The organism is Streptomyces sp. NPDC052910 (assembly GCF_055585605.1).
Window position 1 is genome coordinate 123119 of sequence record NZ_JBVJJR010000012.1, and the last position, 24498, is coordinate 147616.

25 protein-coding genes are annotated in these 24498 nt (G+C 73.8%); 10 read left to right on the forward strand and 15 right to left on the reverse strand.

Annotated elements, in window-relative coordinates; genetic code table 11:
* Nucleotides 1-8: 8 nt before the first annotated feature.
* Nucleotides 9-725, reverse strand: a complete 717-nt coding sequence (locus ACZ6X9_RS30745) for a response regulator transcription factor (protein ID WP_469781297.1) — start codon at nucleotides 723-725, stop codon at nucleotides 9-11.
* A gap of 382 nt (nucleotides 726-1107) precedes the next feature.
* Between ACZ6X9_RS30745 and ACZ6X9_RS30750 the strand changes: the two genes are divergently transcribed.
* The 8 genes from ACZ6X9_RS30750 (at nucleotide 1108) to ACZ6X9_RS30785 (ending at nucleotide 7745) form a co-directional block, all read left to right on the forward strand.
* A complete protein-coding gene (locus ACZ6X9_RS30750) occupies nucleotides 1108-1902 on the forward strand; it encodes an amino acid ABC transporter ATP-binding protein (protein ID WP_469781298.1) in 795 nt (264 codons plus the stop codon).
* A gap of 97 nt (nucleotides 1903-1999) precedes the next feature.
* On the forward strand, nucleotides 2000-2920 hold the full coding sequence (locus ACZ6X9_RS30755; protein WP_469781299.1) for a glutamate ABC transporter substrate-binding protein: 921 nt from the start codon (nucleotides 2000-2002) through the stop codon (nucleotides 2918-2920).
* A 93-nt stretch (nucleotides 2921-3013) separates the two neighbouring features.
* Nucleotides 3014-3664, forward strand: a complete 651-nt coding sequence (locus tag ACZ6X9_RS30760; RefSeq protein WP_469781300.1) for an amino acid ABC transporter permease — start codon at nucleotides 3014-3016, stop codon at nucleotides 3662-3664.
* Complete coding sequence (locus tag ACZ6X9_RS30765) at nucleotides 3661-4536, forward strand: amino acid ABC transporter permease (RefSeq protein ID WP_469781301.1); 876 nt, start codon at nucleotides 3661-3663, stop codon at nucleotides 4534-4536. The genes ACZ6X9_RS30760 and ACZ6X9_RS30765 overlap by 4 nt, the downstream gene beginning before the upstream one ends.
* A gap of 166 nt (nucleotides 4537-4702) precedes the next feature.
* Nucleotides 4703-6535: an FAD-dependent oxidoreductase gene (locus ACZ6X9_RS30770; RefSeq protein WP_469781302.1), complete on the forward strand. Its 1833-nt coding sequence runs from the start codon at nucleotides 4703-4705 to the stop codon at nucleotides 6533-6535.
* A gap of 5 nt (nucleotides 6536-6540) precedes the next feature.
* Nucleotides 6541-6654 (forward strand): putative leader peptide, encoded by a 114-nt coding sequence (locus ACZ6X9_RS30775; protein WP_469781303.1) that lies wholly within the window; start codon nucleotides 6541-6543, stop codon nucleotides 6652-6654.
* A 111-nt stretch (nucleotides 6655-6765) separates the two neighbouring features.
* Nucleotides 6766-7347, forward strand: a complete 582-nt coding sequence (locus ACZ6X9_RS30780) for a cupin domain-containing protein (protein WP_469781304.1) — start codon at nucleotides 6766-6768, stop codon at nucleotides 7345-7347.
* Complete coding sequence (locus ACZ6X9_RS30785; RefSeq protein WP_469781305.1) at nucleotides 7344-7745, forward strand: rhodanese-like domain-containing protein; 402 nt, start codon at nucleotides 7344-7346, stop codon at nucleotides 7743-7745. The genes ACZ6X9_RS30780 and ACZ6X9_RS30785 overlap by 4 nt, the downstream gene beginning before the upstream one ends.
* Nucleotides 7746-8022: 277 nt before the next feature.
* On the opposite strand, the gene recX is transcribed toward ACZ6X9_RS30785, so the two are convergent.
* The 4 genes from recX to ACZ6X9_RS30805 form a co-directional block, all read right to left on the reverse strand.
* The gene (gene recX, locus ACZ6X9_RS30790) at nucleotides 8023-8661 is read right to left on the reverse strand and encodes a recombination regulator RecX (RefSeq protein WP_469781306.1); all 639 of its coding nucleotides are present in this window, start codon (nucleotides 8659-8661) and stop codon (nucleotides 8023-8025) included.
* A gap of 6 nt (nucleotides 8662-8667) precedes the next feature.
* Nucleotides 8668-9786 carry a recombinase RecA gene (recA, locus tag ACZ6X9_RS30795; protein WP_469781307.1) on the reverse strand — a complete coding sequence of 373 codons (1119 nt, stop codon included), beginning with the start codon at nucleotides 9784-9786 and terminating at the stop codon, nucleotides 8668-8670.
* A 305-nt stretch (nucleotides 9787-10091) separates the two neighbouring features.
* Nucleotides 10092-10286 carry a DUF3046 domain-containing protein gene (locus tag ACZ6X9_RS30800; protein WP_436779010.1) on the reverse strand — a complete coding sequence of 65 codons (195 nt, stop codon included), beginning with the start codon at nucleotides 10284-10286 and terminating at the stop codon, nucleotides 10092-10094.
* Nucleotides 10287-10303: 17 nt separating this feature from the next.
* Nucleotides 10304-10879, reverse strand: a complete 576-nt coding sequence (locus tag ACZ6X9_RS30805; protein WP_469781308.1) for a hypothetical protein — start codon at nucleotides 10877-10879, stop codon at nucleotides 10304-10306.
* A 186-nt stretch (nucleotides 10880-11065) separates the two neighbouring features.
* Here ACZ6X9_RS30805 and ACZ6X9_RS30810 point away from each other — a divergent pair, with 186 nt between their 5' ends.
* Nucleotides 11066-12016 carry a hypothetical protein gene (locus ACZ6X9_RS30810; RefSeq protein WP_469781309.1) on the forward strand — a complete coding sequence of 317 codons (951 nt, stop codon included), beginning with the start codon at nucleotides 11066-11068 and terminating at the stop codon, nucleotides 12014-12016.
* Between the two features lie 197 nt (nucleotides 12017-12213).
* The gene (locus ACZ6X9_RS30815) at nucleotides 12214-16980 is read left to right on the forward strand and encodes an ATP-dependent helicase (protein ID WP_469781310.1); all 4767 of its coding nucleotides are present in this window, start codon (nucleotides 12214-12216) and stop codon (nucleotides 16978-16980) included.
* Between the two features lie 690 nt (nucleotides 16981-17670).
* Here ACZ6X9_RS30815 and ACZ6X9_RS30820 read toward each other — a convergent pair.
* The 10 genes from ACZ6X9_RS30820 to ACZ6X9_RS30865 form a co-directional block, all read right to left on the reverse strand.
* The gene (locus ACZ6X9_RS30820) at nucleotides 17671-17958 is read right to left on the reverse strand and encodes a hypothetical protein (protein WP_469781311.1); all 288 of its coding nucleotides are present in this window, start codon (nucleotides 17956-17958) and stop codon (nucleotides 17671-17673) included.
* A 67-nt stretch (nucleotides 17959-18025) separates the two neighbouring features.
* On the reverse strand, nucleotides 18026-18247 hold the full coding sequence (locus tag ACZ6X9_RS30825; RefSeq protein ID WP_469781312.1) for a hypothetical protein: 222 nt from the start codon (nucleotides 18245-18247) through the stop codon (nucleotides 18026-18028).
* Nucleotides 18248-18353: 106 nt separating this feature from the next.
* Nucleotides 18354-18533 (reverse strand): hypothetical protein, encoded by a 180-nt coding sequence (locus ACZ6X9_RS30830; protein ID WP_469781313.1) that lies wholly within the window; start codon nucleotides 18531-18533, stop codon nucleotides 18354-18356.
* A 205-nt stretch (nucleotides 18534-18738) separates the two neighbouring features.
* Nucleotides 18739-19281, reverse strand: a complete 543-nt coding sequence (locus tag ACZ6X9_RS30835) for a peptidoglycan-binding domain-containing protein (RefSeq protein ID WP_469781314.1) — start codon at nucleotides 19279-19281, stop codon at nucleotides 18739-18741.
* Nucleotides 19282-19642: 361 nt separating this feature from the next.
* Nucleotides 19643-20113, reverse strand: coding sequence for a Dps family protein (locus tag ACZ6X9_RS30840; RefSeq protein WP_469781315.1), 471 nt, complete (start codon nucleotides 20111-20113; stop codon nucleotides 19643-19645).
* 278 nt (nucleotides 20114-20391) lie between these two features.
* Complete coding sequence (locus ACZ6X9_RS30845) at nucleotides 20392-20775, reverse strand: helix-turn-helix domain-containing protein (RefSeq protein WP_004955592.1); 384 nt, start codon at nucleotides 20773-20775, stop codon at nucleotides 20392-20394.
* Between the two features lie 94 nt (nucleotides 20776-20869).
* Complete coding sequence (locus ACZ6X9_RS30850; RefSeq protein ID WP_469781316.1) at nucleotides 20870-21409, reverse strand: CinA family protein; 540 nt, start codon at nucleotides 21407-21409, stop codon at nucleotides 20870-20872.
* Nucleotides 21406-22032, reverse strand: a complete 627-nt coding sequence (pgsA, locus tag ACZ6X9_RS30855; RefSeq protein WP_469781317.1) for a CDP-diacylglycerol--glycerol-3-phosphate 3-phosphatidyltransferase — start codon at nucleotides 22030-22032, stop codon at nucleotides 21406-21408. Before pgsA ends, ACZ6X9_RS30850 begins: the two co-directional genes overlap by 4 nt.
* Nucleotides 22029-23522 carry a 30S ribosomal protein S12 methylthiotransferase RimO gene (rimO, locus tag ACZ6X9_RS30860; protein WP_469781318.1) on the reverse strand — a complete coding sequence of 498 codons (1494 nt, stop codon included), beginning with the start codon at nucleotides 23520-23522 and terminating at the stop codon, nucleotides 22029-22031. Before rimO ends, pgsA begins: the two co-directional genes overlap by 4 nt.
* Before the next feature lie 111 nt (nucleotides 23523-23633).
* A complete protein-coding gene (locus ACZ6X9_RS30865; protein WP_469781319.1) occupies nucleotides 23634-24446 on the reverse strand; it encodes a helix-turn-helix domain-containing protein in 813 nt (270 codons plus the stop codon).
* Nucleotides 24447-24498 lie beyond the last annotated feature (52 nt).

Consider the following 24498-nt stretch of genomic DNA (forward strand, 5'->3'; position numbering starts at 1 on the left):
TACGACCGTCACGCCGAGGGGACGACGATTTTGTACCCGACGCCCCTGACCGTCTCGATCAGGGCGGGCATGCGGAGTTTGCCCCGGAGCGACGCGATGTGGACCTCCAGAGTCCGGCCCGTCCCCTCCCAACTGGTCCGCCACACCTCGCTGATGATCTGTTCCCGGCGGAAGACGACACCCGGCCGCTGCGCGAGCAGCGCCAGGAGGTCGAACTCCTTGCGGGTGAGCGGGACCGCCAGCCCGTCCACCGAGACGCGCCGCGTGGGCAGCTCGATGGTCAGACCGCCCAGTCGCAGGGTGGTGCCCGGCACCTCGTCCGGCCTCGGCCCCGGCCCGGGCCCGGTGCCCGGCCCCGGCGGGGTGCGCCGGGCGACGGCGTGGATGCGGGCCAGCAGTTCACCGGTGTCGTACGGCTTGACGACGTAGTCGTCGGCCCCAAGGTTCAGGCCGTGGATCTTGGAACGGGTGTCGGCCCGCGCGGTGACCATGATGACCGGGGTGCCGGTGCGCTTGCGGATCCTGCCGCAGACCTCGAACCCGTCCTGGTCGGGCAGTCCCAGGTCGAGCAGGACGACGCCGAACGGCGCGCCGTCGCCCGGCAGCAGGGCCTGCAAGGCCTCCTCGCCGTTGCGTGCGTGGGTGACGGCGAAGCCGTGCCGGGCCAGTACGGCCGACAGGGCCGCGGCGACGTGGTCGTCGTCCTCCACCAGCAACAGTCTCATCGTCCTCCGCCGTCCTCCGTCCGGGTTCATCTGCGTTCGTCTGCGTTCGTCTGCGTTCAACTGTGTTCGTCAGCGTTCGTTGGCGTTCGTCGGCGTTCGACTGTGCGCGGGTGCGTTCATCCGCGTTCGGCCCGCGGGGCCCGCGTCGTGCGGCAACACCGCATCCACGCCGATGGACACGGCGCGCGTCAAGGGGGTGCGGCCCGGCCGGGGGCTTCCGTTATGCAGCCGGTACGCCCCCGGTCGAGCTTCACGCCCCCTTACGCACGGTGTACGGCCGCAGCCGGATCGTTATGCTCAATTTCAGCTCAGATGTAATGACGCTGGTCGGGGCGGCTCACTACTGTCCTCTCATTCGAGGAGGACGGAGCGAGGAACGCCGATGAGCGAAGCACCGGTGGCCAAGGACGCCAAGGCCGTCGAGGACACCGCCCCCACGGGGGATCCACTGGTCGTCCTGGACAAGGTCAACAAGCACTTCGGACAGTTGCACGTCCTCCAGGACATCGACCTCACCATCGCCCGCGGCGAGGTGGTCGTCGTCATCGGCCCGTCCGGTTCCGGCAAGTCGACGCTGTGCCGGACCATCAACCGGCTGGAGACGACCGACTCCGGGTCGATCACCATCGACGGCCGGCCGCTGCCCCAGGAGGGCAGGGAGCTGGCCCGGCTCCGCGCCGACGTGGGCATGGTCTTCCAGTCCTTCAACCTGTTCGCGCACAAGACCGTCCTGGACAACGTGACGCTCGGTCAGGTCAAGGTCCGGAAGAAGGACCGGAAGACGGCCGAGGCCACCGCGCGCGCCCTCCTCGACCGGGTGGGCGTCGGCGCCCAGGCCGACAAGTACCCGGCCCAGCTCTCCGGCGGCCAGCAGCAGCGCGTGGCCATCGCCCGCGCCCTCGCCATGGACCCCAAGGTGATGCTGTTCGACGAGCCGACCTCCGCCCTGGACCCGGAGATGATCAACGAGGTGCTGGAGGTCATGCAGCAACTCGCCCGGGACGGGATGACGATGGTCGTCGTCACCCACGAGATGGGCTTCGCCCGCTCCGCCGCCAACCGCGTGGTCTTCATGGCCGACGGCCGCATCGTCGAGGAGGCGACGCCGGACCGGTTCTTCAGCAACCCGCGCAGCGACCGGGCCAAGGACTTCCTCTCCAAGATCCTCCACCACTGAACTCCCGCACGCCCCCTGCGCCACCCCACACCCCCACGCCGTCCGGCACCGTCCTCCCCCGCAGGGCGAACGCCCGCAGACACAAAGGATGTTCACGATGAAGCTCCGGAAGACCGCCGCCGTGGCCGCCGTGGTGGTGGCGCTGGCCGCGTCCGCGACCGCCTGCGGCAAGGACCGCGACACCGACGACAAGCAGGACGGCGCCACGTCCGGCCCCTCGGCACCGGCGGTCCCGACGTACAAGGTGAACACCGCGGCGGACGTGAAGGGCTCGCCCGTCTTCGAGAAGATCAAGGGCAAGACGATCACCATCGGCACCAAGGCCGACCAGCCCTTCCTCGGCTTCGAGAACCCCAACGACAAGAAGCGGTCCGGCTTCGACGTGGAGATCGCCCGGATGATCGCGGCCGACCTCGGCTTCGACGAGGGGCACATCAAGTTCAGGACGGTGACGTCCGAGGCCCGGGAGACGCAGATCGCCAACGGCGGCGTCGACCTGTACGTCGGCACGTACACGATCAACGACGAGCGCAAGAAGCAGATCGACTTCGGCGGCCCGTACTACATCGCCGGCCAGGACCTGCTCGTCAAGAAGGACAGCGACATCAAGGGCCCGGACGACATCAAGGGCAAGCGGGTCTGCTCGGCCACCGGCTCCACCCCGCTCAAGCGGATCAAGGAGGCCAAGTACGGCGCCAAGGAGGTCAAGGCCCAGCAGGGGTACCAGCTCTGTGTGCAGGAGCTGATCAACGACACCGTGGACGCGGTGACCACGGACGACGCGATCCTCAAGGGCTACGCCGCGCAGAACAAGGGCCGGCTCAAGGTCGTCGGGAGCCCGTTCTCCAAGGAGCCGTACGGCGTCGGTCTGAAGAAGGGCGACAAGGCGCTGCGCGACGCGGTCAACAACGCCCTGGAGGCCCACATGAAGAACGGCGACTGGAAGAAGGCGTACGACGCCACCCTGGGCCAGTCGGGCGCGCCCGCCCAGGAGCCGCCCGCCGTCGACCGGTACTGACGCCACCGACCGCCGCCGTCCGGGTCGCCCCCGGACCCCGGACGGGGTCCCGGGGGCCCGGGCACGACCGCCACGCGATTCCGGAGAAGTGACTTGAACGTTCTGACGGACCACTTCGCGGAGTTCCGCGAAGGCTTCCTCAACACCGTCGAACTGACGGTGCTGAGCGCACTGCTGGCCCTGGTACTGGGCACCCTGATCGCCGCGTTCCGGGTCTCTCCGGTGCCCGCGCTGCGCGTCTTCGGCACGGCCTGGGTGACACTGCTGCGCAACACCCCGCTCGTGCTCCTCTTCCTGGCCGTGACCCTCGGCCTGCCGGCGCTGGGCCTCAAGGGCTGGGACTCCTTCTGGCTCGCCGTGCTGGCGCTGGGCTGCTACACCTCGGCGTTCATCTGCGAGGCCGTCCGCTCCGGCATCAACACCGTGCCGATGGGGCAGGCCGAGGCCGCCCGGTCGATCGGGATGACCTTCAGCCAGACCCTGGGCCAGGTCGTGCTGCCGCAGGCCCTGCGGACCGCGATACCCCCGATCGGCAGCCTTATGATCGCCCTCGCCAAGAACACCGCCATCGCCTCGGGCTTCAACGTGGCGGAGCTCGGGGCCCTCCAGAAGCAGCTCAACGCGGACGAGGGGTACAACATCTACGTCATCTTCCTCTGGATCGCGATCTGCTACCTCATCATCACCTTCGTGATCAGCGGCATCTTCCGTGTCCTGGAGAGCCGGATGGCGGTGGCCCGATGAGCACCAACGTCCTCTTCGACGCCCCCGGCCCCAAAACCCGGGCCCGCAACCGGGTGTACGGCGCCGTCTCGGCCCTCGCGATCCTCGGTCTCCTCGCCTTCGTCGTCCACCGGCTGGACGTGACCGGGCAGTTCCAGCACAGCCTGTGGGACACCTACCAGTACAACGACACGCAGGAACGCATCCTCGAGGGCCTGCTGACCACGCTCGAGACCTTCGCCTACGCGGCGGTGCTCTCCCTCGCGCTCGGCACACTGCTGGCCACGGCCCGGCTCTCCGACCACCGGGCGGTGCGCTGGGTGGCCACCGTGGTCGTGGAGTTCTTCCGCGCCATGCCACTGCTCATCATGATCTTCCTGCTCTCCGCGGCCGTCTTCACCACCGAGCCCATGTGGGCCCTGGTCATCGGCCTGACCCTGTACAACGGGTCGGTACAGGCGGAGATCTTCCGGTCCGGCATCAAGGCCCTCCCGAAGGGACAGAGCGAGGCCGCCTACGCCATCGGGCTGCGCAAGACCCAGGTGATGACGGGCATCCTCGTCCCCCAGGCCGTGCGCTCGATGCTGCCCTCGATCATCAGCCAGTTGGTGGTGACGCTCAAGGACACCTCCCTCGGCTTCATCATCCTCTACGAGGAACTGCTCTTCGTGGGGAAGAAGTTCGCGTCGCAGCAGGACCCGGTGGGCGGCGTCTACCCGTTCATTCCGATGATCATCGTCTTCGGTTCGATCTACATCCTGCTCTGCCTCGCCCTCTCCGGCATCGCCAACTGGATCGAACGGCGCACGAAGCGCTCGCGGAAGGGCGCCCCTCCCGCTCCCCCCGTGGCCGTGGAGCTCGGAAACGCCCCCGGGGCAGGTCCGGCCGCCTGAGCGGGTGGTGCCCCGGTGGCGCGCGACGGCTCCCGGTCCCTGCGCGGACCGGGGGGCGTACGCCACCGGCGCGCCGCCGGGGGACCACTGATCACTTGACGCAAGCACCGGCAATGGGTTGCATACGTTCTGTGATCGCGCTCCGTCTCCTCACCACCCTCGCGCCGTGGACCCGGTGACCGTCGTCGGGGCCGGCCCCGTCGGCCTCGCGCTCGCCCTGGCCCTCTCCCGCCACGAGGTGCCCGTCGTCGTCCTGGACGAGAGACCGGCCGACGACGCGGATCTCGCCGAACGGCGGCTCGCACGCACCGCCGTGCTGCGGCCGGACACCGCCGCGATGCTGGAGCGGCTCGGCTGCACCACCGCGGAGGGCGCCCGCTGGTCCGGCTGGCGCACCCTGCGCCGGCGGTCGACGGTGGCCCGGGTGGCCTTCGGCGGTCCCGACGCGGGCAAGGGGGACGAACTTCCGGCGGACGACGCGGCGTTCCCGCCCGACGAGCACCCGGCCGCCGAGGACCCGCCGGCCGGGGAGCCGGACGGCGGCCCCGGCGAGCCGCCGCCCCTGCACCTGCCGCAACACGCGCTCGTCCGCGAGCTGCGGGCGGCGCTGGCCGCCCACGACGGCGCGCGGATCGTCCCCGACAGCCGGATCACCACGCTCCGGCAGGACGGCGGCGGAGTCACCGTGGAGACCCAGCGGGGAGTGGCGTGGCGGGCGAGCCACCTCGTGGGCTGCGACGGCGCGCGGTCCACCGTCCGCAAGCTGCTGGGCGTGCGCTTCCCCGGGCGGACGAACGTCGAACGGTACGCCGTCGCGGCACTGCGCACCGAGCTGCCGTGGCCGGGCGAGGCCGTGCTGCAGCGGTCGCCGCTGCGCGGCGCGGAGGTGGCGGCCCGTCCGCTGCCGGACGGGGTGTGGCGGCTCGACTGGCTGCTGCCGCCGGACGGCGGACTGGTCACCCCGGAGACCCTGTTGGGTCACATCCACGACTCATTGGGGGCGTGGTGCGGGGACGTGCCCCCCTATGAGCTGCTGGATACCGGCGTGCACGCCGTGCACCACCGCCTCGCGCGCCGCTGGCGCATCGGGCGCGCCTTCCTCGCCGGGGACGCCGCCCATCTGCTGGGCACCTTCGGCACCCAGGGACTCGACGAGGGGCTGCGGGACGTCGGGAACCTCGCCTGGAAGCTCGCCCTGGCCTGGCACCACGGCGCCTCCGAGGCGCTGCTCGACAGCTACGAGGAGGAGCGCCGGGAGGCGGTCGGCTGCCTGCTGCGGTCCGCCGACCGGGCGCTGCCCGCGGTCCGCGGCACGGGCGGCTGGCACGCGGTCCGGCGGACCGTCGTACCGGGCTCGGTGCGCGGTCACGACGCGATCCTGACGGAGGGTCACCTCGGGCGGGGGGAGCTGGCCGGGCCGGTGCTGTACGGCCGGACGCCCCTCGCGCCGTCGGCACCGCCCGCGAGCTCGGTCCCCGTCGGCACCCCGGTCGGGGCACCGGTGGAGGACGTGCCGGTGACCGCGCCGGACGGGTCGTGCGTCCGACTGCACGACCGGCTCGACGGCGACCTGCTCGTGGTGCTGATCGCCCCGGGGACGGGGGTCTGGGAGCGCCGGCACTGGCTGGGCGCGGGGCTGATGCCCCGGCTGGCCACCGCCGTGGGCGGGCTGCCGATGCGGGCCGAACTGCTGGTCGCGGAGGGCTACCCGGGCGCCGCGGCGCACACCGTCCTGGTGGTCCGGCCGGACGGGTACCTGGTGGCCGCGCTCTCGGGGGTGCGGGCCGCCGAGCTCTACGCGTGCGCGGACGCCACGCGCGGCGGCGCGCCCGGGCCGGCTCCGGCGACGGGCACGGACCTCGTCAAGGAGACACCGGAGGGCGCGTCCGAGAAGGAGCCGGCGCGCGTGGTGGAGGCGCGCGCGGGTGAAAACGGTTCCGACAGCGGGGAAGCCGAAGGCGCCGAGGCCGCCGCCCGTGAGGCTTCGGCCAAGCGTTGACCCGGATGGGCGGTCATGGTTCACTCCGGAACGTGACTGACGGAGGCGCGCGTTTCTGGCGGAGGGTCCATGTGGACCTGCTCCGCTACGCGGGCTGTGTCTGTCGTCCGTCCTGCTGATCCGCTGTCTCCCGCGCGCCGCTACGGCCGGCCCGGGGGGCCCGCGTCGTGCGGACGCGCGCCCCGGCCCCCCTCGGCGCGCCCCTCCCGCGATCTTCCAGGACGGTTCCCTTGCCTTCTCCTGTCCGCCCGCCTGCCCACCCTCCGGCCCGCCTTCCCGGCCGCGTTCCCGGCCGCGACGATGTGCCCGCGCCCCGGGCCGGCGCGCCCTCCGAGGCCGAACTCCTCGCCTACGTACGGGGTGTGGCCGCCGACTCCGCCCTCGTGTCGTCGCTCCCCCTCGACCCCGCCGGCCGTACCTGGATCCGGCTGGACGGGCCGGGCGGGTGCGAGGCCTGGCTCATCGGCTGGCCACCCGGGGCCGGCACCGGCTGGCACGACCACGGAGGTTCGTACGGCGCCTTCGTGACCGCCGGCGGCGTCCTGACCGAGCAGTCGCTCGCCGCCAGGCTGCCCACCGAGGGCTGGAAGACGCTGGAGCTGGCGGACGGCATCGACCGCGAACGCAGGCTCGCCGAGCGGGACGGCCGGGCGTTCGGCCCGCACCATGTGCACCAGGTCTTCAACCCGGGGGCGGAGCACGCGGTGTCCGCGCACGCCTACTACCCGCCGCTGCCGATGATGCGGCGTTACAGCAGGACCGGGCCGCTGCTGCGGCTGGAACAGGTCGAGCGGCCGGAGGAGTGGGAGTGAAGGACGGGGCGAGGGGCACCGGCGCGCGGGTCGAGGAGCTGCTCGCCGCCGCCCGGGCGGAGCTGGAGCGGGTGTCACCGGCCGAGGCCGCCGCCGTCCAGACGCGGGGCGGGCTGCTGGTGGACATCCGGTACGCCGCTCTGCGGGAGCGGGACGGGACGATTCCCGGAGCGCTGGTCGTGGAACGCAACGAGCTGGAGTGGCGGCTCGACCCCCTCTGCGAGCACCGGGCCCCGGAGGCCACCGGGCACGGCCTGCCGGTCGTGGTGGTCTGCGACGAGGGGTACGCCTCGTCGCTGGCCGCCGTCTCGCTGCGACGGCTGGGGCTGTACCGGGCCACCGACCTCGTGGGCGGCTTCCGGGCATGGCGGGCGGCGGGGCTGCCGGTGGCTCGCTGAGCACGCCGTCCGCGTCGGCCGGGCGCGCACGCCGCTCGCGGCCACGCCGTACGGACCGCCCCGCACGGACCGGGACGACCACCGACGGACCGGCCCTGACCGGCCGCGCGGAGGGCCTGGCGGCGGTGACGACGGACCACCCCGTCCGACGGACCACCCCGCCCATGCCGCGTGCAGTCGCCCCCTTCCTGGACGCCGGCCGGGCGTCCAGGGGCACGACCCACCGGCCCGCACGGGCAGGCTTCACCCACCGCGCAGGTTTCGCCCACCGGGCGGGCTACTCCCCCGCCGGAAGGTACGCGTCCAGCGCCTCCGGGTCGTCGCCCTCCTCCTCCAGCGCCCGCCGCACGACCCGGAGGGCGAGGCCCTCGGAGTAGCCCTTGCGGGCGAGCATGCCGACGAGCCGCCGCAGCCGTTTCTCCCGGTCCATGCCGCGGGTCGTGCGCAGTTTGCGCTCGACCAGGTCACGGGCGGTCCGCTCCTCCTGGTCCGCGTCGAGCCGGCCGACGGCCTCGTCGACCAGCGCCGCGTCCACGCCCTTGACGCGCAGCTCGCGGGCCAGCGCGCGGCGCGCCAGCCCCCGGCCGCGGTGCCGGGAGTCCACCCAGGCTTCGGCGAACGCGGCGTCGTCGATCAGCCCCACCTCCTCGAAGCGGGACAGCACCTCCTCCGCCACCTCGTCGGGGATCCCCCGTTTGGCCAGCGCCTCCGCGAGCTGCCCGCGGGTGCGCGCGCTGCCGGTGAGCAGGCGCAGACAGATCGCCCGCGCCTGCTCCTCGGGCGGAAGTGGTGCCGCGTCCCCGGCCCTCGACGGGGAGGCGGCACCACCGCCCGTACGGTCACCGCGTTCCCCCGGGCCGCGGCGGCCGGCACGCTGCTCAACGGCCCGGCCGGGCCGGTCGCTTCGCCGTGTCATGGGGGGCTAGCCCTTGGCCGCGGCCTTGGCCTTCCCCGTGGCCTTGGCGGCCGGGGCGGGCACGGCCTTGGCGGGCTCGGCACCGGCGGCCGCCGCGTCCGCGCCCGGCTCGCCGGCCGGGGCCTCGGGCTTCACGCCCACGCCCAGCTTCTCCTTGATCTTCCTCTCGATCTCGTTGGCGAGGTCGGGGTTGTCCTTGAGGAAGTTACGGGCGTTCTCCTTGCCCTGGCCGAGCTGGTCACCCTCGTACGTGTACCAGGCACCGGCCTTGCGCACGAAGCCGTGCTCCACGCCCATGTCGATCAGGCCGCCCTCGCGGCTGATGCCCTGGCCGTAGAGGATGTCGAACTCGGCCTGCTTGAAGGGCGGCGCGACCTTGTTCTTGACGACCTTGCAGCGGGTGCGGTTGCCGACCGCCTCCGTGCCGTCCTTCAGGGTCTCGATGCGGCGGATGTCGATGCGCACGGAGGCGTAGAACTTGAGCGCCCGGCCACCGGTCGTGGTCTCCGGGGAGCCGAACATCACGCCGATCTTCTCGCGGAGCTGGTTGATGAAGATCGCGGTGGTCTTGGACTGGTTGAGCGCACTGGTGATCTTCCGGAGCGCCTGGCTCATCAGCCGGGCCTGGAGGCCGACGTGCGAGTCGCCCATCTCGCCCTCGATCTCCGCGCGCGGCACCAGGGCGGCCACGGAGTCGATGACGATCAGGTCGAGCGCGCCGGAGCGCACCAGCATGTCGACGATCTCCAGCGCCTGCTCGCCGTTGTCCGGCTGGGACAGGATCAGGTTGTCGATGTCGACGCCGAGCTTCTTGGCGTACTCCGGGTCGAGCGCGTGCTCCGCGTCGACGAAGGCCACCGTGCCGCCGGCCCGCTGGGCGTTGGCGACCGCGTGCAGGGTGAGGGTCGTCTTGCCGGAGGACTCCGGACCGTAGACCTCCACCACGCGGCCGCGCGGCAGCCCGCCGACGCCGAGCGCGACGTCCAGAGCGGTCGACCCGGTGGAGATGACCTCGATGGGCTCGTTGGGACGCTCACCGAGGCGCATCACGGCGCCCTTGCCGAATTGCCGTTCGATTTGCGCGAGTGCGGCGTCGAGCGCCTTCTCGCGGTCCGTGCCTGCCATGGGTTCCACCCGGTTCGTTTGAGTCGATCGCTTCACGTCCACGACGCTAGCGCCTGCCACTGACAACGGGCCCGGGCACCGCGCTGACCTGGTAAAACACCGTTCGACCACCGGCCCGGACCATCCATGAGAATGGATGTTCGATTTTCGTGTCAAACGCGCCACGCGCTGGGGAAGGAACGGGATTCCGGCGCACGGAGGCGCGCGGACGGCGCAGGGGGGCGGGGGCTGAGGACCGAGGGGCGGGGGCAGGGTGGCCGGTGAGCGCGGGACGGGGTCCGTCCGGGCGGGCGGAGCGGGCGGGGTCAGCGCCGGTCGGCGGGGATCTCCATCGCCCGGCACACCGCGCGCCACACGTCCTTGGCCTCCCAGCCCGCGTCGAGCGCCTCGCGCACCGTCCTGCCGCCCAGCTCCGACATCACGTGGTCACGTGCGAAGGAGTCGGCGTACGCCGCCCCGAAATGGTCGGCCATTCGCTGCCAGAAGTCCGTCAACCGCATGTACGCAGGGTAAGGCGTCACCCGGCGCGACCGGGCACGCCGGCCGGGCCGAGGCCGCCCCCCGGCTCCCCGGCGCCGGGGCCCAGCGCCCGCCCCCGCCACATCAGCACCGCCTGCTGGACACCCAGCGTCACCCCGAAGCCGAGCAGGAAGGCGCCGCCCGCGAAAGGTTCGCCGGACAGCGCGTACTCGACACCCGTCAGCGCCAGCCGCGCGCCGATGGTCAGCAACCACAGCCGCAGCGTCAGGGCGTCACCGCGGCGCCACACCACCCCGTCCGCGTCCCGCCACAGCGGCATCGTCCGGCCTCGCAGCCACCCGAACAGCGCCGAGACGGCGAGCCCCACCACCAGGAACGCCAGGCCGGCCACGGTCGTCCGCGCCGGCCCCGGGGGCAGCAGGCCGCGGGCCGTCAGCAAGGCGACCCAGACGAACGCCACCGCCCTGACCCGCCGGGCCCGGAACTGCAGGAACAGCACCAGTGCGGTGATGCCCAGGATCACGACGGCGTTCCCGGCGCCGATCAGCGAGGCCGCGCGCCCGTCCGCCGCGGCGCTCGCCACCGCCGACACGACGGTTCGTCCCTCGTCCACGACAGGCCCCCCTCGAATCCCCCGAAGATCACCGATCCTAAGGGCCGCGCCGAGGACCGCTCATGCCGCGTCCGGGCGCCCCCGGGCCCCCGCCCGTCAACCGCGCGCCCCGCGTCCGACGCCCCTGCGAGTGCAGCCGGGCGCGAGCCGCTGACCGGCGGCGTTCCGGGCCCTACGGTCTGTTCCATGGCACCGTCCGGAGCATCCCCCGCAGCCCGCGCCGAAGACTTCATCTGGCTGACCGCCCGCGTCCTCGAACAGCGCCGATTCGCCTACCACTTCCGCGACGGCAGCCCCGACGCGGTCGAGGCCGCCCTCACGGCCTACCGGGGTGACGACGGCGGCTACGGGCACGCGCTGGACCCCGATCTGCGCGGCCCGGTGAGCCAGCCGCACCACACCGCGCACGCGCTGCGCGTCCTGGACGAGATCGGCCGCTGCGGGGACCGCCGGGCCGAGGCCGTCTGCCGCTTCCTCACCGCGATCTCCACCCCCGACGGCGCCCTGCCCGCCCTGCACCCCGCGTCCGCCGGGTGGCCGGCCGCGCCCTGGCATCCGGCCGCCGGCGCCCGGGCCACCAGCGGCTCCCTGCTGACCACCGGCCCGGTGGTGGGGCTGCTGCACCGCAACGCCGTGTGGCACGCGTGGCTGTTCCGCGCCACGGACTTCTGCTGGGCCGCCATCGAGGCGCTCACCCTCGGCGGCCGGCCGCACCCGTACGAGGTCGAGGCGGCGGTCGCGTTCCTGGACGGCGTCCCCGACCGGAAGCGGGCCGAGGCCGCCGCGGACCGGCTCGGCCGGGTGGTGCGGGACCAGCGGCTGGCCGTGCTGGACCCGGACCGGCCCGGCGCGGCGGAGGGCACGCGGCCGCCCGCCCATTTCCCGCACGACTTCGCGCGGAGCCCCGACTCCCAGGCGCGCCCCTGGTTCACCGACACCGAGCTCGAACGGTCGCTTGACCACCTCACCGCCGCCCAGCAGGAGGACGGCGGCTGGCCGCTGCGGCGGCGCGCCTGGGCGCCCGGCACCGCACTGGAAGGCCGCCCGATGGCCACCATCGACGCGCTCCTGATCCTGCGGGCCCACGGCCGCGGCGCCTGCCTGCCGTCCCCCCGGGCCTGCGCCGACCGGACCTGACCGGCCTGATCAGGGCTGACCGGCCCCGGCCGCCCTGATCCGCCGCCCTGACCGGTACCGCCCGGCCCCGGCCGGCACGCCCCGGGCCGGCCCGCGTGGGCCCCGACCGGCCCGGCCAGCGCCGCCCGGCCCCCGACCAACCGGCTCTGACCTGCGCCGACGGGGCATTGTCAGTGCCTCGGTGCACGATGGGGGGCATGACGGAAGACGCGGCCGACCCGGCCGGCTCGGCGACATCTCCTGCGGGGGACGCGGCTCTCGACGGCTTCTCCCCCGCGACCCGCTCCTGGTTCACGGGCGCCTTCCACGCGCCCACGGCCGCCCAGACCGGCGCCTGGCGGGCCCTGTCCGCGGGTTCGGACGTGCTGGTCGTGGCCCCCACCGGCTCCGGCAAGACACTCGCCGCCTTCCTCGCCTCGCTGGACAAACTGGCGAGCACCCCGCCGCCCGCCGAGCGCGCCAAGCGCTGCCGCGTCCTGTACGTCTCGCCACTCAAGGCCCTGGCGGTCGACGTCGAGCGCAACCTGCGCAGTCCCCTCACCGGCATCCGCCAGGAGGCCGTCCGGCTCGGGCTGCCGGAGCCGGAGATCCGGGTCGGCATCCGCTCCGGCGACACCCCGCCCGCCGAGCGCCGCGCGCTGGTCACCCGGCCCCCGGACATCCTGATCACCACCCCCGAGTCGCTGTTCCTGATGCTCACCTCCGCCGCGCGGGAGGCGCTCTCCGGGGTGGAGACGGTCATCCTCGACGAGGTGCACGCCGTCGCCGGGTCGAAGCGGGGCGCGCACCTCGCCCTGTCCCTGGAGCGGCTGGACACCCTGCTGCCCCGGCCCGCCCGGCGCATCGGCCTGTCGGCCACCGTCCGCCCGGTCGAGGAGGTGGCCCGCTACCTGTCGCCCCGGCGCAAGGTGGAGATCGTCCAGCCGCCGTCGGGCAAGGAGTTCGACCTCTCCGTGGTCGTCCCCGTGGAGGACCTGGGCGAGCTGGGCGCCTCGCCCGTCCAGGAGGGGGACGAACGGGAGAAGCCGTCGATCTGGCCGCACGTCGAGGAGCGCATCGCCGACCTCGTCCAGGCGCACCGCTCCACGATCGTCTTCGCCAACTCCCGCCGGCTGGCCGAGCGGCTGTGCAACCGGCTCAACGAGATCGCCCACGAACGCGCGACCGGCGAGCCGCTGCCCGAGCACCATGCCCCCGCCGAGCTGATGGCCCAGTCCGGCGCCGCCCATGGCGCGCCGCCGGTCCTGGCCCGGGCGCACCACGGTTCGGTCTCCAAGGAGCAGCGCGCCCTGGTCGAGGAGGATCTCAAGGCGGGCCGGCTGCCCGCCGTCGTCGCCACCTCCAGCCTGGAGCTGGGCATCGACATGGGCGCCGTCGACCTCGTCGTCCAAGTCGAGTCGCCGCCGTCGGTCGCCTCCGGCCTCCAGCGCGTCGGCCGCGCGGGCCACCAGGTCGGCGCGGTCTCCACGGGTGTGGTCTTCCCCAAGTACCGGGGGGACCTGGTGCAGGCGGCCGTGGTGACGGAGCGGATGCGCCAGGGTGCCATCGAGTCCCTGCGGGTGCCCGCCAACCCGCTGGACGTGCTGGCGCAGCAGATCGTCGCCATCACGTCCATGGACACCTGGGACGTCGACGAACTGCTCGCCCTGGTACGGCGCGCGGCCCCGTTCGCCGCGCTGCCGGAGTCCGCCTACACCGGGGTGCTCGACATGCTCGCCGGGCGCTACCCCTCCGACGCCTTCGCCGAGCTGCGCCCGCGGCTGGTCTGGGACCGCGTCGCCGGTACGGTCACCGGCCGCCCCGGGGCGCAGCGCCTGGCCGTCACCTCCGGCGGCACCATCCCGGACCGCGGCCTCTTCGGCGTCTTCCTCGCCGGCAGCGACCCCAAGAAGGGCGGCGGCCGGGTCGGCGAGCTGGACGAGGAGATGGTGTACGAGTCGCGGGTGGGCGATGTGTTCACCCTGGGCACGACCTCCTGGCGCATCGAGGACATCACCCGTGACCGCGTCCTCGTCACCCCCGCCCCGGGCGTCCCCGGGCGGCTGCCCTTCTGGAAGGGCGACCAACTGGGCCGGCCCCTGGAGCTGGGCCGGGAGCTGGGCGCGTTCCTCCGCGAGATCGGCGGCGCCGCCCCGGAGGAGGCCCGCGCCCGGCTCACGGCCGCCGGCCTCGACACCTGGGCCGCCGACAACGTCCTCGGCTACCTCGACGAGCAGCGCCGCGCCTGCGGCCACGTCCCCGACGACCGGACGATCGTCGTCGAGCGGTTTCGCGACGAGCTGGGCGACTGGCGGGTCGTCGTCCACTCCCCGTTCGGCGCCCAGGTGCACGCCCCCTGGGCACTGGCCCTCGGGGCCCGCCTCACCGAGCGGTACGGCATGGACGCCCAGGTGATGCACGCCGACGACGGCATCGTGCTGCGCCTGCCCGACGCCGACCTGCTGGGCCTCGACCTGCTCGACACCGACCCGGCCCGGCAGGGTACCGAGTACGACGACGGGCAGTCCCCGGTCGGGGCGGCCGACGTCGTCTTCGACCGCAACGAGATCGGCGGCATCGTCACCGAACAGGTGGGCGGCTCCGCGCTGTTCGCGGCGCGGTTCCGCGAGTGCGCCGCCCGCGCGCTCCTGCTCCCGCGCCGCAACCCCGGCAAGCGCACCCCGCTGTGGCAGCAGCGTCAGCGGGCGGCCCAGTTGATGGAGGTGGCGAGCGAGTTCGGGTCGTTCCCGATCGTCCTGGAGGCCGTCCGGGAGTGCCTCCAGGACGTCTTCGACGTCCCGGGTCTGACCGAGCTGATGGGCGACGTCGAGGCCCGCCGGGTGCGCCTCGTCGAGGTCACGACGCCCGAGCCGTCACCGTTCGCCCGCTCGCTGCTGTTCGGCTACGTCGCCCAGTTCCTGTACGAGGGCGACTCCCCGCTCGCCGAACGCCGCGCCGCCGCCCTCTCCCTCGACTCACGGCTGCTCGCCGAACTGCTGGGCCAGGCCGAGCTCCGCGAGCTGCTGGACGCCGACGTCCTCGCCGAGCTGGAGGCCGAGCTCCAGTGGCGCACCGAGGACCGCCGGATCAAGGACGCCGAAGGCGTGGCCGACCTGCTGCGGCTCCTCGGCCCCCTGACCGACGGGGAGCTGGCCGAGCGCGGCGCCGAACCGGCGTGGGCGGAGGAGCTGTCCGGCGCCCGCCGCGCCCTGCGGGTGCGGATCGCCGGCCGCGACCACTGGGCGGCCGTCGAGGACGCCGGCCGGCTCCGCGACGCCCTGGGCACCGCCCTGCCGGTGGGCGTCCCGGAGGCGTTCACCGAGCCGGTGAAGGACCCGCTGGGCGACCTCCTCGCCCGCTACGCCCGCACCCACGGCCCGTTCACCTCGGCCCAGGCCGCCGCACGCTTCGGCCTGGGCACCGCGGTCACGGACGGCGCCCTGCAGCGGCTGGCGGCCGGCGGGCGCGTCGTCCAGGGCGAGTTCCACCCCGCGGGCATCGGCCAGGAGTGGTGCGACGCCACCGTTCTGCGCCGGCTGCGCCGCCGCTCGCTCGCGGCACTCCGGCAGGAGCTGGAGCCCGTACCGCCCACGGCGCTCGCCGCCTTCCTCCCCCAGTGGCAGCACATCGGCGGCCACGAGCTGCGCGGCGTCGACGGACTCCTGCGCGCCGTCGAGCAGTTGCAGGGCGCGCCCGTCCCCGCGTCGGCCCTGGAGAAGCTCGTCCTGCCCGCGCGGGTGGCCGGCTACTCCCCGGCGCTGCTGGACGAACTCACCGCCGCGGGCGAGGTCGTCTGGGCCGGCGCGGGCGCCCTCCCCGGCAAGGACGGCTGGGTCTCCCTGCTGCCGGCCGACACGGCGCCGCTGCTGCTGCCCGAGCCGCACCCGCTGGAGCTCACCCCGCTGCACCGGGCGGTGCTCGACGCGCTCTCCGGGGGCTACGGCCTGTTCTTCCGTCAGATCGCCGACCGGGTCCGCGCGGCGCACCAGGAGCCCGACGGCTCGCCGCCGAGCGACGCCCGACTGGCCGACGCCGTCTGGGACCTGGCCTGGTCGGGCCGGCTCACCAACGACACGCTCGCGCCGCTGCGCGCGCTCCTCGGCTCGGGCCGGACGGCCGGCTCCACCGCGCACCGCGCCAAACGGGCGGTCCCACGCGGACGGTACGGCGCGCTCGCCGGGCGCGGCGCCCTCGCCGCGGCCGGCCGCCCCACCGCGTCCCGCGGCGGCCCCCCGACGGTCGCCGGCCGCTGGTCGCTGCTCCCGGAGCCCGAGGGCGACACCACCCACCGTGCCCACGCCCTGGCCCGCACGCTCCTCGACCGGCACGGTGTGGTCACTCGCGGCGCCGTCGCCGCCGAGGGTGTCGCGGGCGGTTTCTCCGCCGCCTACCGGGTGCTCTCCGCCTTCGAGGACAGCGGGCAGGCGCGCCGCGGTTACGTCGTCGAGGGTCTGGGCGCCGCCCAGTTCGCCATGGAGGGCGCGATCGACCGGCTGCGCGCCGCCGCCACCGCCCGCGAGCGCGCCGAGGGCGGCGCGGCGGGTCCCGCGCCGGCCGTGCCCGGCCGTCCGGCCCGCCGCCGCGCGGTGGTCCTGGCCGCCGCCGACCCGGCGAACGCGTACGGCGCCGCACTCCCGTGGCCCGACCCGCCGTCCGGCGCCTCGCACAAACCAGGCCGCAAGGCGGGCTCGCTCGTGGTCCTCCTCGACGGCGCGCTCGCCCTGTACATGGAGCGCGGCGGCAAGACCCTGCTGGCCTGGCCCGGCACGGCGGGCGGGGACGGCACGGAACCGGCGGACGCCGACGACCCGGGGCTGCGGGAGGCCGCCGAGGCCCTGGCCGGCGCGGCCCGCGCGGGCGCCCTCGGCACGGTCACCGTGGAACGCGTCAACGGCTCCCCGGCCCTCGGCTCACCGCTGGGCGCACTGCTGGAATCGGCGGGCTTCCACGCGACGCCCAAGGGAATGCGGCTGCGGGCACCCTGAGCGACGCCGCCCCGGCCCCGACGACCGGCCGGGCCCGACCGGATCCCCCTGGGGCGGTCCGCACGCCCACCCGCCCCAGGGCATACGGCACCCGCCCGAGGGCGCCCGGAACTTAAACGTCTCAAGCACCGCGCCCGGTCGGGCCGGACGACCTCGCTCGGTCCGGCGAGCGTCCTGGGGCGGTCCGCATGCCCGCCCGCTCAAGGGCATACGGCATCCACCCAAGAACACCCGGAACTCGAACACCCCAAGCACCACGCCCCATCGGGCCGGACAGCCTCGCTCGGAGTCGGCGAGCCCTCTGGGGCGGTCCGCACGCCCACCCGCCCCAGGGCACACGGCACCCGCCCAAGAACACCCGAATCTCAAACACTCCAAGCACCACGCCCCATCGGACCAGACGGCCCCGACCGGATCCGACGAGCCCACCAGAGCGGGCCGCACACCCGCACGCCCAAGGGAACGCGACCGCCCATGTAGCGACGCAACACCGCGCGCCCGCCCACGCCGGGTGCCCCGCCGGCCCCGGCCCGCCCCCGCCGGGCGACCGCACCGCCCCCGCCGCCCCAGGCCGGCCAGGCCGACCCCCGGCGAAGCCTGCAGGGCCGACCGCACGCTCATCGCCCCTCCCTCCCCCAACCAGAGCCCTTCACCCATACGGGTGACCCGGATCCCTGCCGACCGCCCCCGTTACCGGTATCGCCCTTCGTCCCCCGCCCCCACTTCCCAGTCCCCTTCCCCCTCGCCCGCCTCACCCCCGCGAGCCCGCTTCCCACCCCGCCGCCCCCGCGTCCACGGCACACAGTGCACCGGCAGCAGGCTCAACCCCCATCCCCCGGTCACCACCAACCCCTCCACGGAGCCCGCCCGCTCCGGTTCGTCGACCAGCCGGCAGACCGCCCACCACCACACCCCGCCCATCGCGACGGGCAGCAGCCGGAGGAGCGGACGCCGCCTTCGTATCTCGCGCCAGAGCATGCCGCCTCCTTCGGCGGGACGCCGGAGCCCGCGTCCCCGCGACGGGGCGCCCACCGGGCGCCGCCCGTCAGCCGGACGTCTCCCCGTCCGCGCCACGCAGCCGTGCCAGGTCCGCCTCGAGCTCCGCGATCCTGCGGTCGCGCCGGTGCAGTTCGACGATCACCCGCTGCTCGCCCTCGCGCGCACCCTCCTGGTAGACGCTGCGCACGAACGCGCCGGCGGCACGTTGGTCGAGCTCCGACACCACCATGAGCTCGTTCGTGAACCGAATCACCGGGTGCTCGTCCATGCCCCCAGGAGACCCCGTCCGGCGGCACCCCGCCACCCGGGCGGCCCCTACGGGAACCCGCACACTCGAACACGCGACCAGGCATCCGGGCCCGCGCCGGGCCGCTTCAGGGCGCCACGCAGCCCCTGCGCCGGCGCACGGCCTCCAGCCACCGGGCCCGCAACTGTTCGTACTGCCGCCGCTCGGCCGGGGTCAGCGGCCGGCCGTCGCGGTCGGTCAGGAACGCGCGGATGGCGCGATTGATCTCCTCGGCGGGACACGTCCCGTCCGCGGGGTCGGCAGACATGCGTCTCAGGTTAGGGCCTCGCATTCCCGTCACCACCGCCTCACCCGGATTCACCCCGGCCCGCCGGATCCCACCGGTCCACGCACCGGTCTCCGAGACCCCGGCGGACACCTTGACTTCCCCCACCGGACCGCACACCGCCGTTCCGGAACACCGCGGCACACCCGCCCGGGCGCGCCGCGCGGCACCCGCCCCTCGCCTCACCTCACAGGACCGCCTCCTGGCCGGCCGCCTCCTGCCCGCACACGCTGACGCAGGCGTCCGCGAAGCGCCGGAACGCGGCCCTGGTCTCCGTTCCGGCAACCCCGTCGATCGCCCCGGCGTACCCCCAGTCCGCGTCCCGCATCTGACGCTGCAACGCCATGACCGTGCCACTCCCGACGACACCGTCGATCGCCCCGGTGTAGCCCCAGTCGTGCTGGAGCGCTCTCTGGTACGCCTGCCAACTGGAGGTGCCCAACTGCCCGTCGAGAGCGCCGGTGTACGCCCAGTACTTGCGCAGCCAGCACTGCACGTTCCGCGCCTGCGTGGCGCTCAGCCCCAGGTTCTCCACCGCGAACCGGAGGTTCTCCACCGCGAACCGGACGACGGGAGCCGGTCCGACCACCTCCCGTACGGCGGACGACGCGGGGGCCGCCGGGGCCGCCCCGGCCGAGGAGGCCGTACCCGCCCCGGCCAGACCGGCGACGGCGAGACCGACGGCGGCGGCCAGACCGGCACATGCCCTGGTGAGAAGACACGCTCGCATGGGATCCCCATCCCCTTCCGGCGTCCGGCCCCCGGCGCGGTCGGCGGGCGGCTCGTCGGCCGCGTCGACGGCCCCTCCGCCTCGGTTGCGTGATCTGACGCGCGGCGGCGTCCGCCCGTGACGGACGCGGTGAGGGAGCACCCATGCTCCTCGCCGGAACCACGGGCGGCCAGATCCCTACAGTGAAACCCACCGAAGGAGTGCTCGCGCGGGGCCCGCCGACGCGAGACCTGCCCGGGTCACCTTGTCGGCGGCCCCGCACGGGAGTTGGAGCGCACCGTCACCGCCCCCGGACGGCCCGAGGGCCCCCCGACCTGTCGTCGGAGGACCCTCGTCGGGGGATGTCACCCGGCCGCCCGGGTCAGGCGTTCTCGGCCTGGAACATCCAGTGGTGCTTCTCGAGTTCGCCCGTGAGGCCGATGAGGATGTCCTGCGTCACCGGGTCCGGCTCGTCGGTGTCGCGGATGCGCTCGCGCATCCGCGTGATCACGGCGCCCAGGGCCTCGACCATGATGCGTACCGCGTCGACGTCCTTGTTCCAGCCACCGCCCACGGCCCCGATGGCGCTGGTCTTGGCCACGGTCTCGGCGCGCCCGTCCGGGGCGATGCCGAGGGCGGAGGCGCGCTCGGCGACGGTGTCGGCGTGCTGGCGGGCCGTGGTCACGACCTCGTCGAGCTGGAGGTGCACCGAGCGGAAGCGCGGGCCCACGATCGTCCAGTGGACCTGCTTGGCGACGAGCGAGAGGTCCACCAGATCGACCAGGGCTCCCTGGAGGGCGTCACCGACGGTCTTGCGGTCCTGCTCGGACAGAGGGCTCTTCACGACAGACATGCGCTGCTCCTTCACCGTCGACGTCGTTTCGCTTTCCTCCGTTGCACCTACCATCCCACAGCGACTCGAAACGGGCCGGTGGACCGGAAAAAGGTGCCGGGTCGGGAATGCCCGACATAGGCGGCCGAACGGACACCACACGAATCGGCGACAGGGACCGGCAATACACCGGTCCCCGCAGGCATGGACCTACGGGGACCGGGAAACCACGGAGACCGGGAAAGTGAAAGACGACGGGGAAGACAAACGAAAGGAAGCGTCCGCCCCGTCGGCCCGCTTCAGGCCGCGACCACGTCGACGGCCTCGGCGGGTGCCTTGATGGTCACGCGCTCGCCCGGGACACCGGTCACGGACGTCACGGACACCGGGTTGAACATCGGCCGCATCGGCGCGGGTACCGGCTCGCTCGCCGCCGCCGACTGCGCCAGCTCGGCGAGCGACAGCTCGTCGCTCACCTCACGCATGACCTCGGACATCCTGACGTCCAGAGCGTCGCAGATTGCGGAGAGAAGCTCGGAGGACGCCTCTTTCTGCCCCCGCTCGACCTCGGAGAGATAGCCGAGCGAAACCCGGGCGGATGAGGAGACCTCGCGCAGAGTGCGGCCCTGGCGTTGGCGCTGCCGACGCAGCACGTCACCGAGCAGGCGACGGAGCAGAATCATCGGTGGCTCCCTCCTTGGACCGCGTATCCGGATCCTTCACGCCCCACCGTACCGCCTCGGGGTGCGGCCGTGCGGGGAGCTATGTCGTGTTCACTCAGGGCTGCAAACATCCATTCCCCCCCTTGTGTTCCGTATCCTTTGCCCCCGCGTTCGCCGTCAATTCGTCCAGCAACAGGCCGAGGACGGCGCAGACGGTTTCCGTCCGGATCGCGTCCCTGCCGCCGTCCAGCGCGAGCTCGCGCACCGCGCACGTCCCGTCCGGGCCGGCCGCGGCGACGAACACCGTGCCCACGGGCCTGCCGTCCTGCGGGTCGGGGCCGGCGACGCCCGTCGTGGCGAGGCCCCAGTCCGCCGCCAGCAAGGCGCGGACCCCCCGGGCCATCCCCCGGGCGACGTCGGGATCCACCGCACCGCGCTCGGCCAGCAGCCGGCCGTCCACGCCGAGCACCTCGCGCTTGACGTCCGTGGCGTACGCGGTGACCGCGCCGCGCACCGCGCGGGAGGCGCCCGGGACGGCGGTCAGCGCGGCGGCCACCAGTCCGCCGGTCAGCGACTCGGCGACGGCCACCGTCCGGCCCCGGGAGACCAGCGCGTCCAGGGCCCGCTCCGCCTCCCGCGGGACCCCGGCGCTCACCGCCCGGACTCCGCGGCCCGGGCGTTCGCGCGCAGCACGAACGCCTGCCGTACGTAGTCCAGACCGGTGACGACCGTCAAGACGACGGCCACCGCCATCACCCAGAAGCGCAGGGTGGCCAGCGGCCCTTCCAGGGCGAGGATGTACATCCCCGTGGCCACGCCCTGGGCGAGCGTCTTCATCTTGCCGCCGCGGCTGGCCGGGATCACACCGAGCTTGATCACCCAGAACCGCATCAGCGTGATGCCGATCTCGCGGGCGAGGATCACGCCGGTGACCCACCAGGGCAGGTCGTCGAGGGCGGAGAGGCAGAGCAGCGCCGCGCCCATGATCGCCTTGTCGGCGATCGGGTCGGCGATCTTGCCGAAGTCGGTGACCAGGTTGTACGTCCGGGCCAGATGCCCGTCGAAGAGGTCGGTGATCATGGCGACGGCGAACGCGGCCCAGGCGAACGAGCGCCAGGCCGGGTCGTACCCGCCGTTGTGGAGCATCAGCAGCACGAAGCCGGGCACCAGGAAGAGGCGCCCCATGGTCAGGATGTTGGCGATGTTCCACAGCCTGACCCGCCGCACGCCCGGCGCCGGGGCGGGGCGGCCCGCGGCCGGTGCCGGGACTCCGCTCATCTGCCCGCCTCCTCGGTACGTCCGCCGTCTCGGACCGGCTCGGCGACGAGGTCGACCCCCTCGCTCGCCACGACCGTGGCCACGACCATACGTCCGGGCACCGGCGGGCTGTCCAGGCCCTCGGTGAGCAGCCTGACCTGGCCGTCGGTCTCGGGCGCCTGGTGCGCGGCCCGGCCGGTCACGCCGTCCTCGTCGTCCACGCGGTCGACCATTACCTCGATTGTCTCTCCGATCCGCTCCTCGGCGCGCTGCGCGGTGAGCTCCTCGGCCAGCCGCGAGACGCGCGCCAGCCGCTCGGCGACGACGTCGGGGTCGTTCTTGTCCGCGTACCCGGCGGCTTCGGTGCCGTCCTCGTCGGAGTAGCCGAAGACGCCGATGGCGTCGAGCCGGGCGGCGGTCAGGAAGCGCTCCAGCTCGGCCACGTCCTCCTCGGTCTCGCCGGGGAAGCCGACGATGAAGTTGGACCGGGCACCGGCCTGCGGCGCCTTGGAGCGGATGGTGCCGAGCAGCTCCAGGAAGCGCTCGGTGTCGCCGAAGCGCCGCATGGCCCGGAGCACGCCGGGGGCCGAGTGCTGGAAGGACAGGTCGAAGTAGGGGGCGACCTTCTCCGTGGAGGTCAGGACGTCGATCAGGCCCGGCCGCATCTCGGCGGGCTGGAGGTAGCTGACGCGGACCCGCTCCAGACCGTCCACGGCCGCGATCTCCGGCAGCAGCGTCTCCAGCAGCCGGATGTCGCCCAGGTCCTTGCCGTACGAGGTGTTGTTCTCGGAGACCAGCATGATCTCCTTGACGCCCTGCTGGGCCAGCCAGCGGGCCTCGCCCAGCACGTCCGAGGGGCGGCGGGAGACGAAGGAGCCGCGGAAGGACGGGATGGCGCAGAAGGAGCAGCGGCGGTCGCAGCCGGAGGCCAGCTTGACGGAGGCCACCGGGCTGGAGCCGAGCCGGCGGCGCAGCGGCGCGCGCGGGCCGGAGGCCGGGGCGACGCCTTCGGGCAGGTCCTCGGGGGCGGGGGCGGGCGCCTCCTGGGCGTGGCCGGGGAGTGCCACGGCGGCGTCCTGCCGGGCGGCGGGGCTGATCGGCAGCAGCTTCCGGCGGTCGCGGGGGGTGTGGGAGGCGTGGACGCCGCCCGAGAGGATGGTCTGGAGCCGGTCGGAGATGTCGGCGTAGTCGTCGAAGCCGAGCACGCCGTCCGCCTCGGGGAGGGCCTCGGCGAGCTCCTTGCCGTACCGCTCGGCCATGCAGCCGACGGCGACCACGGCCTGGGTGCGGCCGTGGTCCTTCAGGTCGTTCGCCTCCAGGAGGGCGTCGACGGAGTCCTTCTTGGCGGCTTCGACGAAGCCACAGGTGTTGACGACGGCCACGTCGGCGTCGGCGGCGTCCTCGACGAGGTCCCAGCCGTCCGCCGCCAGACGGCCTGCCAGCTCCTCCGAGTCCACCTCGTTACGGGCGCAGCCAAGTGTGACAAGAGCGACGGTACGGCGTTCGGGCATAGGGCTCAGCCTACTTTGTCCGGGCGCCGCTTCCGTTGCCGAGTGGCCGCCTGGTGCGGAGAGCCTGGTCACCCACCGGCTCTCCGCGCCGGGACCCGGGGAACGACCCGGTCAGCCGGCCGCCGGGTCGCCCTTGGTGTAGCTCAGCCGCTGCACCTGGCCGTCGTCCCCGACGTTCTTGATCTCCTTGCCGTTGACGAACAACTGGACGGCCCCGGCGTTGCCGAGCACCAGGTCGATGCGGTTGCTGTCGGTGAAGGTCTTGGAGGCCCCGCGCTGGAGGACGCCTTCCTCCAGCAGCTTGCCGTTGTGGTCCTTCGCCGACATCCAGGTCTGGTCGCGCTCGGCGGTGAGCTTGACGGTGACCTTGTTGGCCGGGGCGCCTGCGATGGCGCTGTCGGACGGCTCGGGCTTGGCGTCGGCCGGACGGTTCGGCGGCGCCTTCGCGGGGGCCCGGGACGGCTTGGCCGTCGCCTGGCCGGCCTCGACCGCGTCGTCCCGGCCGCCGCCCGCGCCGCCGCTGAAGAGGGTGAAGCCGACGAAGCCGACGACCGCGACGATCGCCGCGACCATGGCGGCGGTCCAGTTGGGCCGCCGCGGCTCGGGCCGGATCCGTTCCGCCTCGAAGACCGGGGCCGCCCGGCTCGGCCGGGGGCGCCCGCCATGCTCGGCGTCGTACTGCTCGACGAGGTGGGTGGGGTCGAGGCCGGCGGCGCGCGCCAGCGTGCGGATATGTCCTCGGGCGTAGACGTGCCCGCCGCAGCGGGAGAAGTCGTCCTGTTCGATCGCGTGCACGATCGGGATGCGCACGCGGGTCGTCGTGCTGATCTGGTCGACGGTCAGCCCGGCCTGGATCCGGGCCTGCTGGAGAGCGCGGCCGACGGACGGCCGGTCGTCTTCCGGGGGTGAGTTGCCGATGGACACGTGGGCGCCTTTCGAGCGTGCAGCCACCTGCTGGAAGTTCAGTCTAGGGGGG

Excerpts from the sequence above, each read along its gene's own strand:
- ACZ6X9_RS30765 (WP_469781301.1), top strand. The coding sequence starts at position 3,661 with ATGAGCACCAACGTCCTCTTCGACGCCCCCGGCCCCAAAACCCGGGCC.
- pgsA (WP_469781317.1), bottom strand. The coding sequence starts at position 22,032 with ATGAGCGGAGTCCCGGCACCGGCCGCGGGCCGCCCCGCCCCGGCGCCG.
- ACZ6X9_RS30800 (WP_436779010.1), bottom strand. The coding sequence starts at position 10,286 with ATGCGGTTGACGGACTTCTGGCAGCGAATGGCCGACCATTTCGGGGCG.
- ACZ6X9_RS30750 (WP_469781298.1), top strand. The coding sequence starts at position 1,108 with ATGAGCGAAGCACCGGTGGCCAAGGACGCCAAGGCCGTCGAGGACACC.
- rimO (WP_469781318.1), bottom strand. The coding sequence starts at position 23,522 with ATGCCCGAACGCCGTACCGTCGCTCTTGTCACACTTGGCTGCGCCCGT.
- ACZ6X9_RS30840 (WP_469781315.1), bottom strand. The coding sequence starts at position 20,113 with ATGTCTGTCGTGAAGAGCCCTCTGTCCGAGCAGGACCGCAAGACCGTC.
- ACZ6X9_RS30825 (WP_469781312.1), bottom strand. The coding sequence starts at position 18,247 with ATGGACGAGCACCCGGTGATTCGGTTCACGAACGAGCTCATGGTGGTG.
- ACZ6X9_RS30830 (WP_469781313.1), bottom strand. The coding sequence starts at position 18,533 with ATGTCTGCCGACCCCGCGGACGGGACGTGTCCCGCCGAGGAGATCAAT.
- ACZ6X9_RS30820 (WP_469781311.1), bottom strand. The coding sequence starts at position 17,958 with ATGCTCTGGCGCGAGATACGAAGGCGGCGTCCGCTCCTCCGGCTGCTG.
- ACZ6X9_RS30745 (WP_469781297.1), bottom strand. The coding sequence starts at position 725 with ATGAGACTGTTGCTGGTGGAGGACGACGACCACGTCGCCGCGGCCCTG.
- ACZ6X9_RS30755 (WP_469781299.1), top strand. The coding sequence starts at position 2,000 with ATGAAGCTCCGGAAGACCGCCGCCGTGGCCGCCGTGGTGGTGGCGCTG.
- recA (WP_469781307.1), bottom strand. The coding sequence starts at position 9,786 with ATGGCAGGCACGGACCGCGAGAAGGCGCTCGACGCCGCACTCGCGCAA.
- ACZ6X9_RS30775 (WP_469781303.1), top strand. The coding sequence starts at position 6,541 with ATGGGCGGTCATGGTTCACTCCGGAACGTGACTGACGGAGGCGCGCGT.
- recX (WP_469781306.1), bottom strand. The coding sequence starts at position 8,661 with ATGACACGGCGAAGCGACCGGCCCGGCCGGGCCGTTGAGCAGCGTGCC.
- ACZ6X9_RS30815 (WP_469781310.1), top strand. The coding sequence starts at position 12,214 with ATGACGGAAGACGCGGCCGACCCGGCCGGCTCGGCGACATCTCCTGCG.
- ACZ6X9_RS30810 (WP_469781309.1), top strand. The coding sequence starts at position 11,066 with ATGGCACCGTCCGGAGCATCCCCCGCAGCCCGCGCCGAAGACTTCATC.
- ACZ6X9_RS30835 (WP_469781314.1), bottom strand. The coding sequence starts at position 19,281 with ATGCGAGCGTGTCTTCTCACCAGGGCATGTGCCGGTCTGGCCGCCGCC.
- ACZ6X9_RS30845 (WP_004955592.1), bottom strand. The coding sequence starts at position 20,775 with ATGATTCTGCTCCGTCGCCTGCTCGGTGACGTGCTGCGTCGGCAGCGC.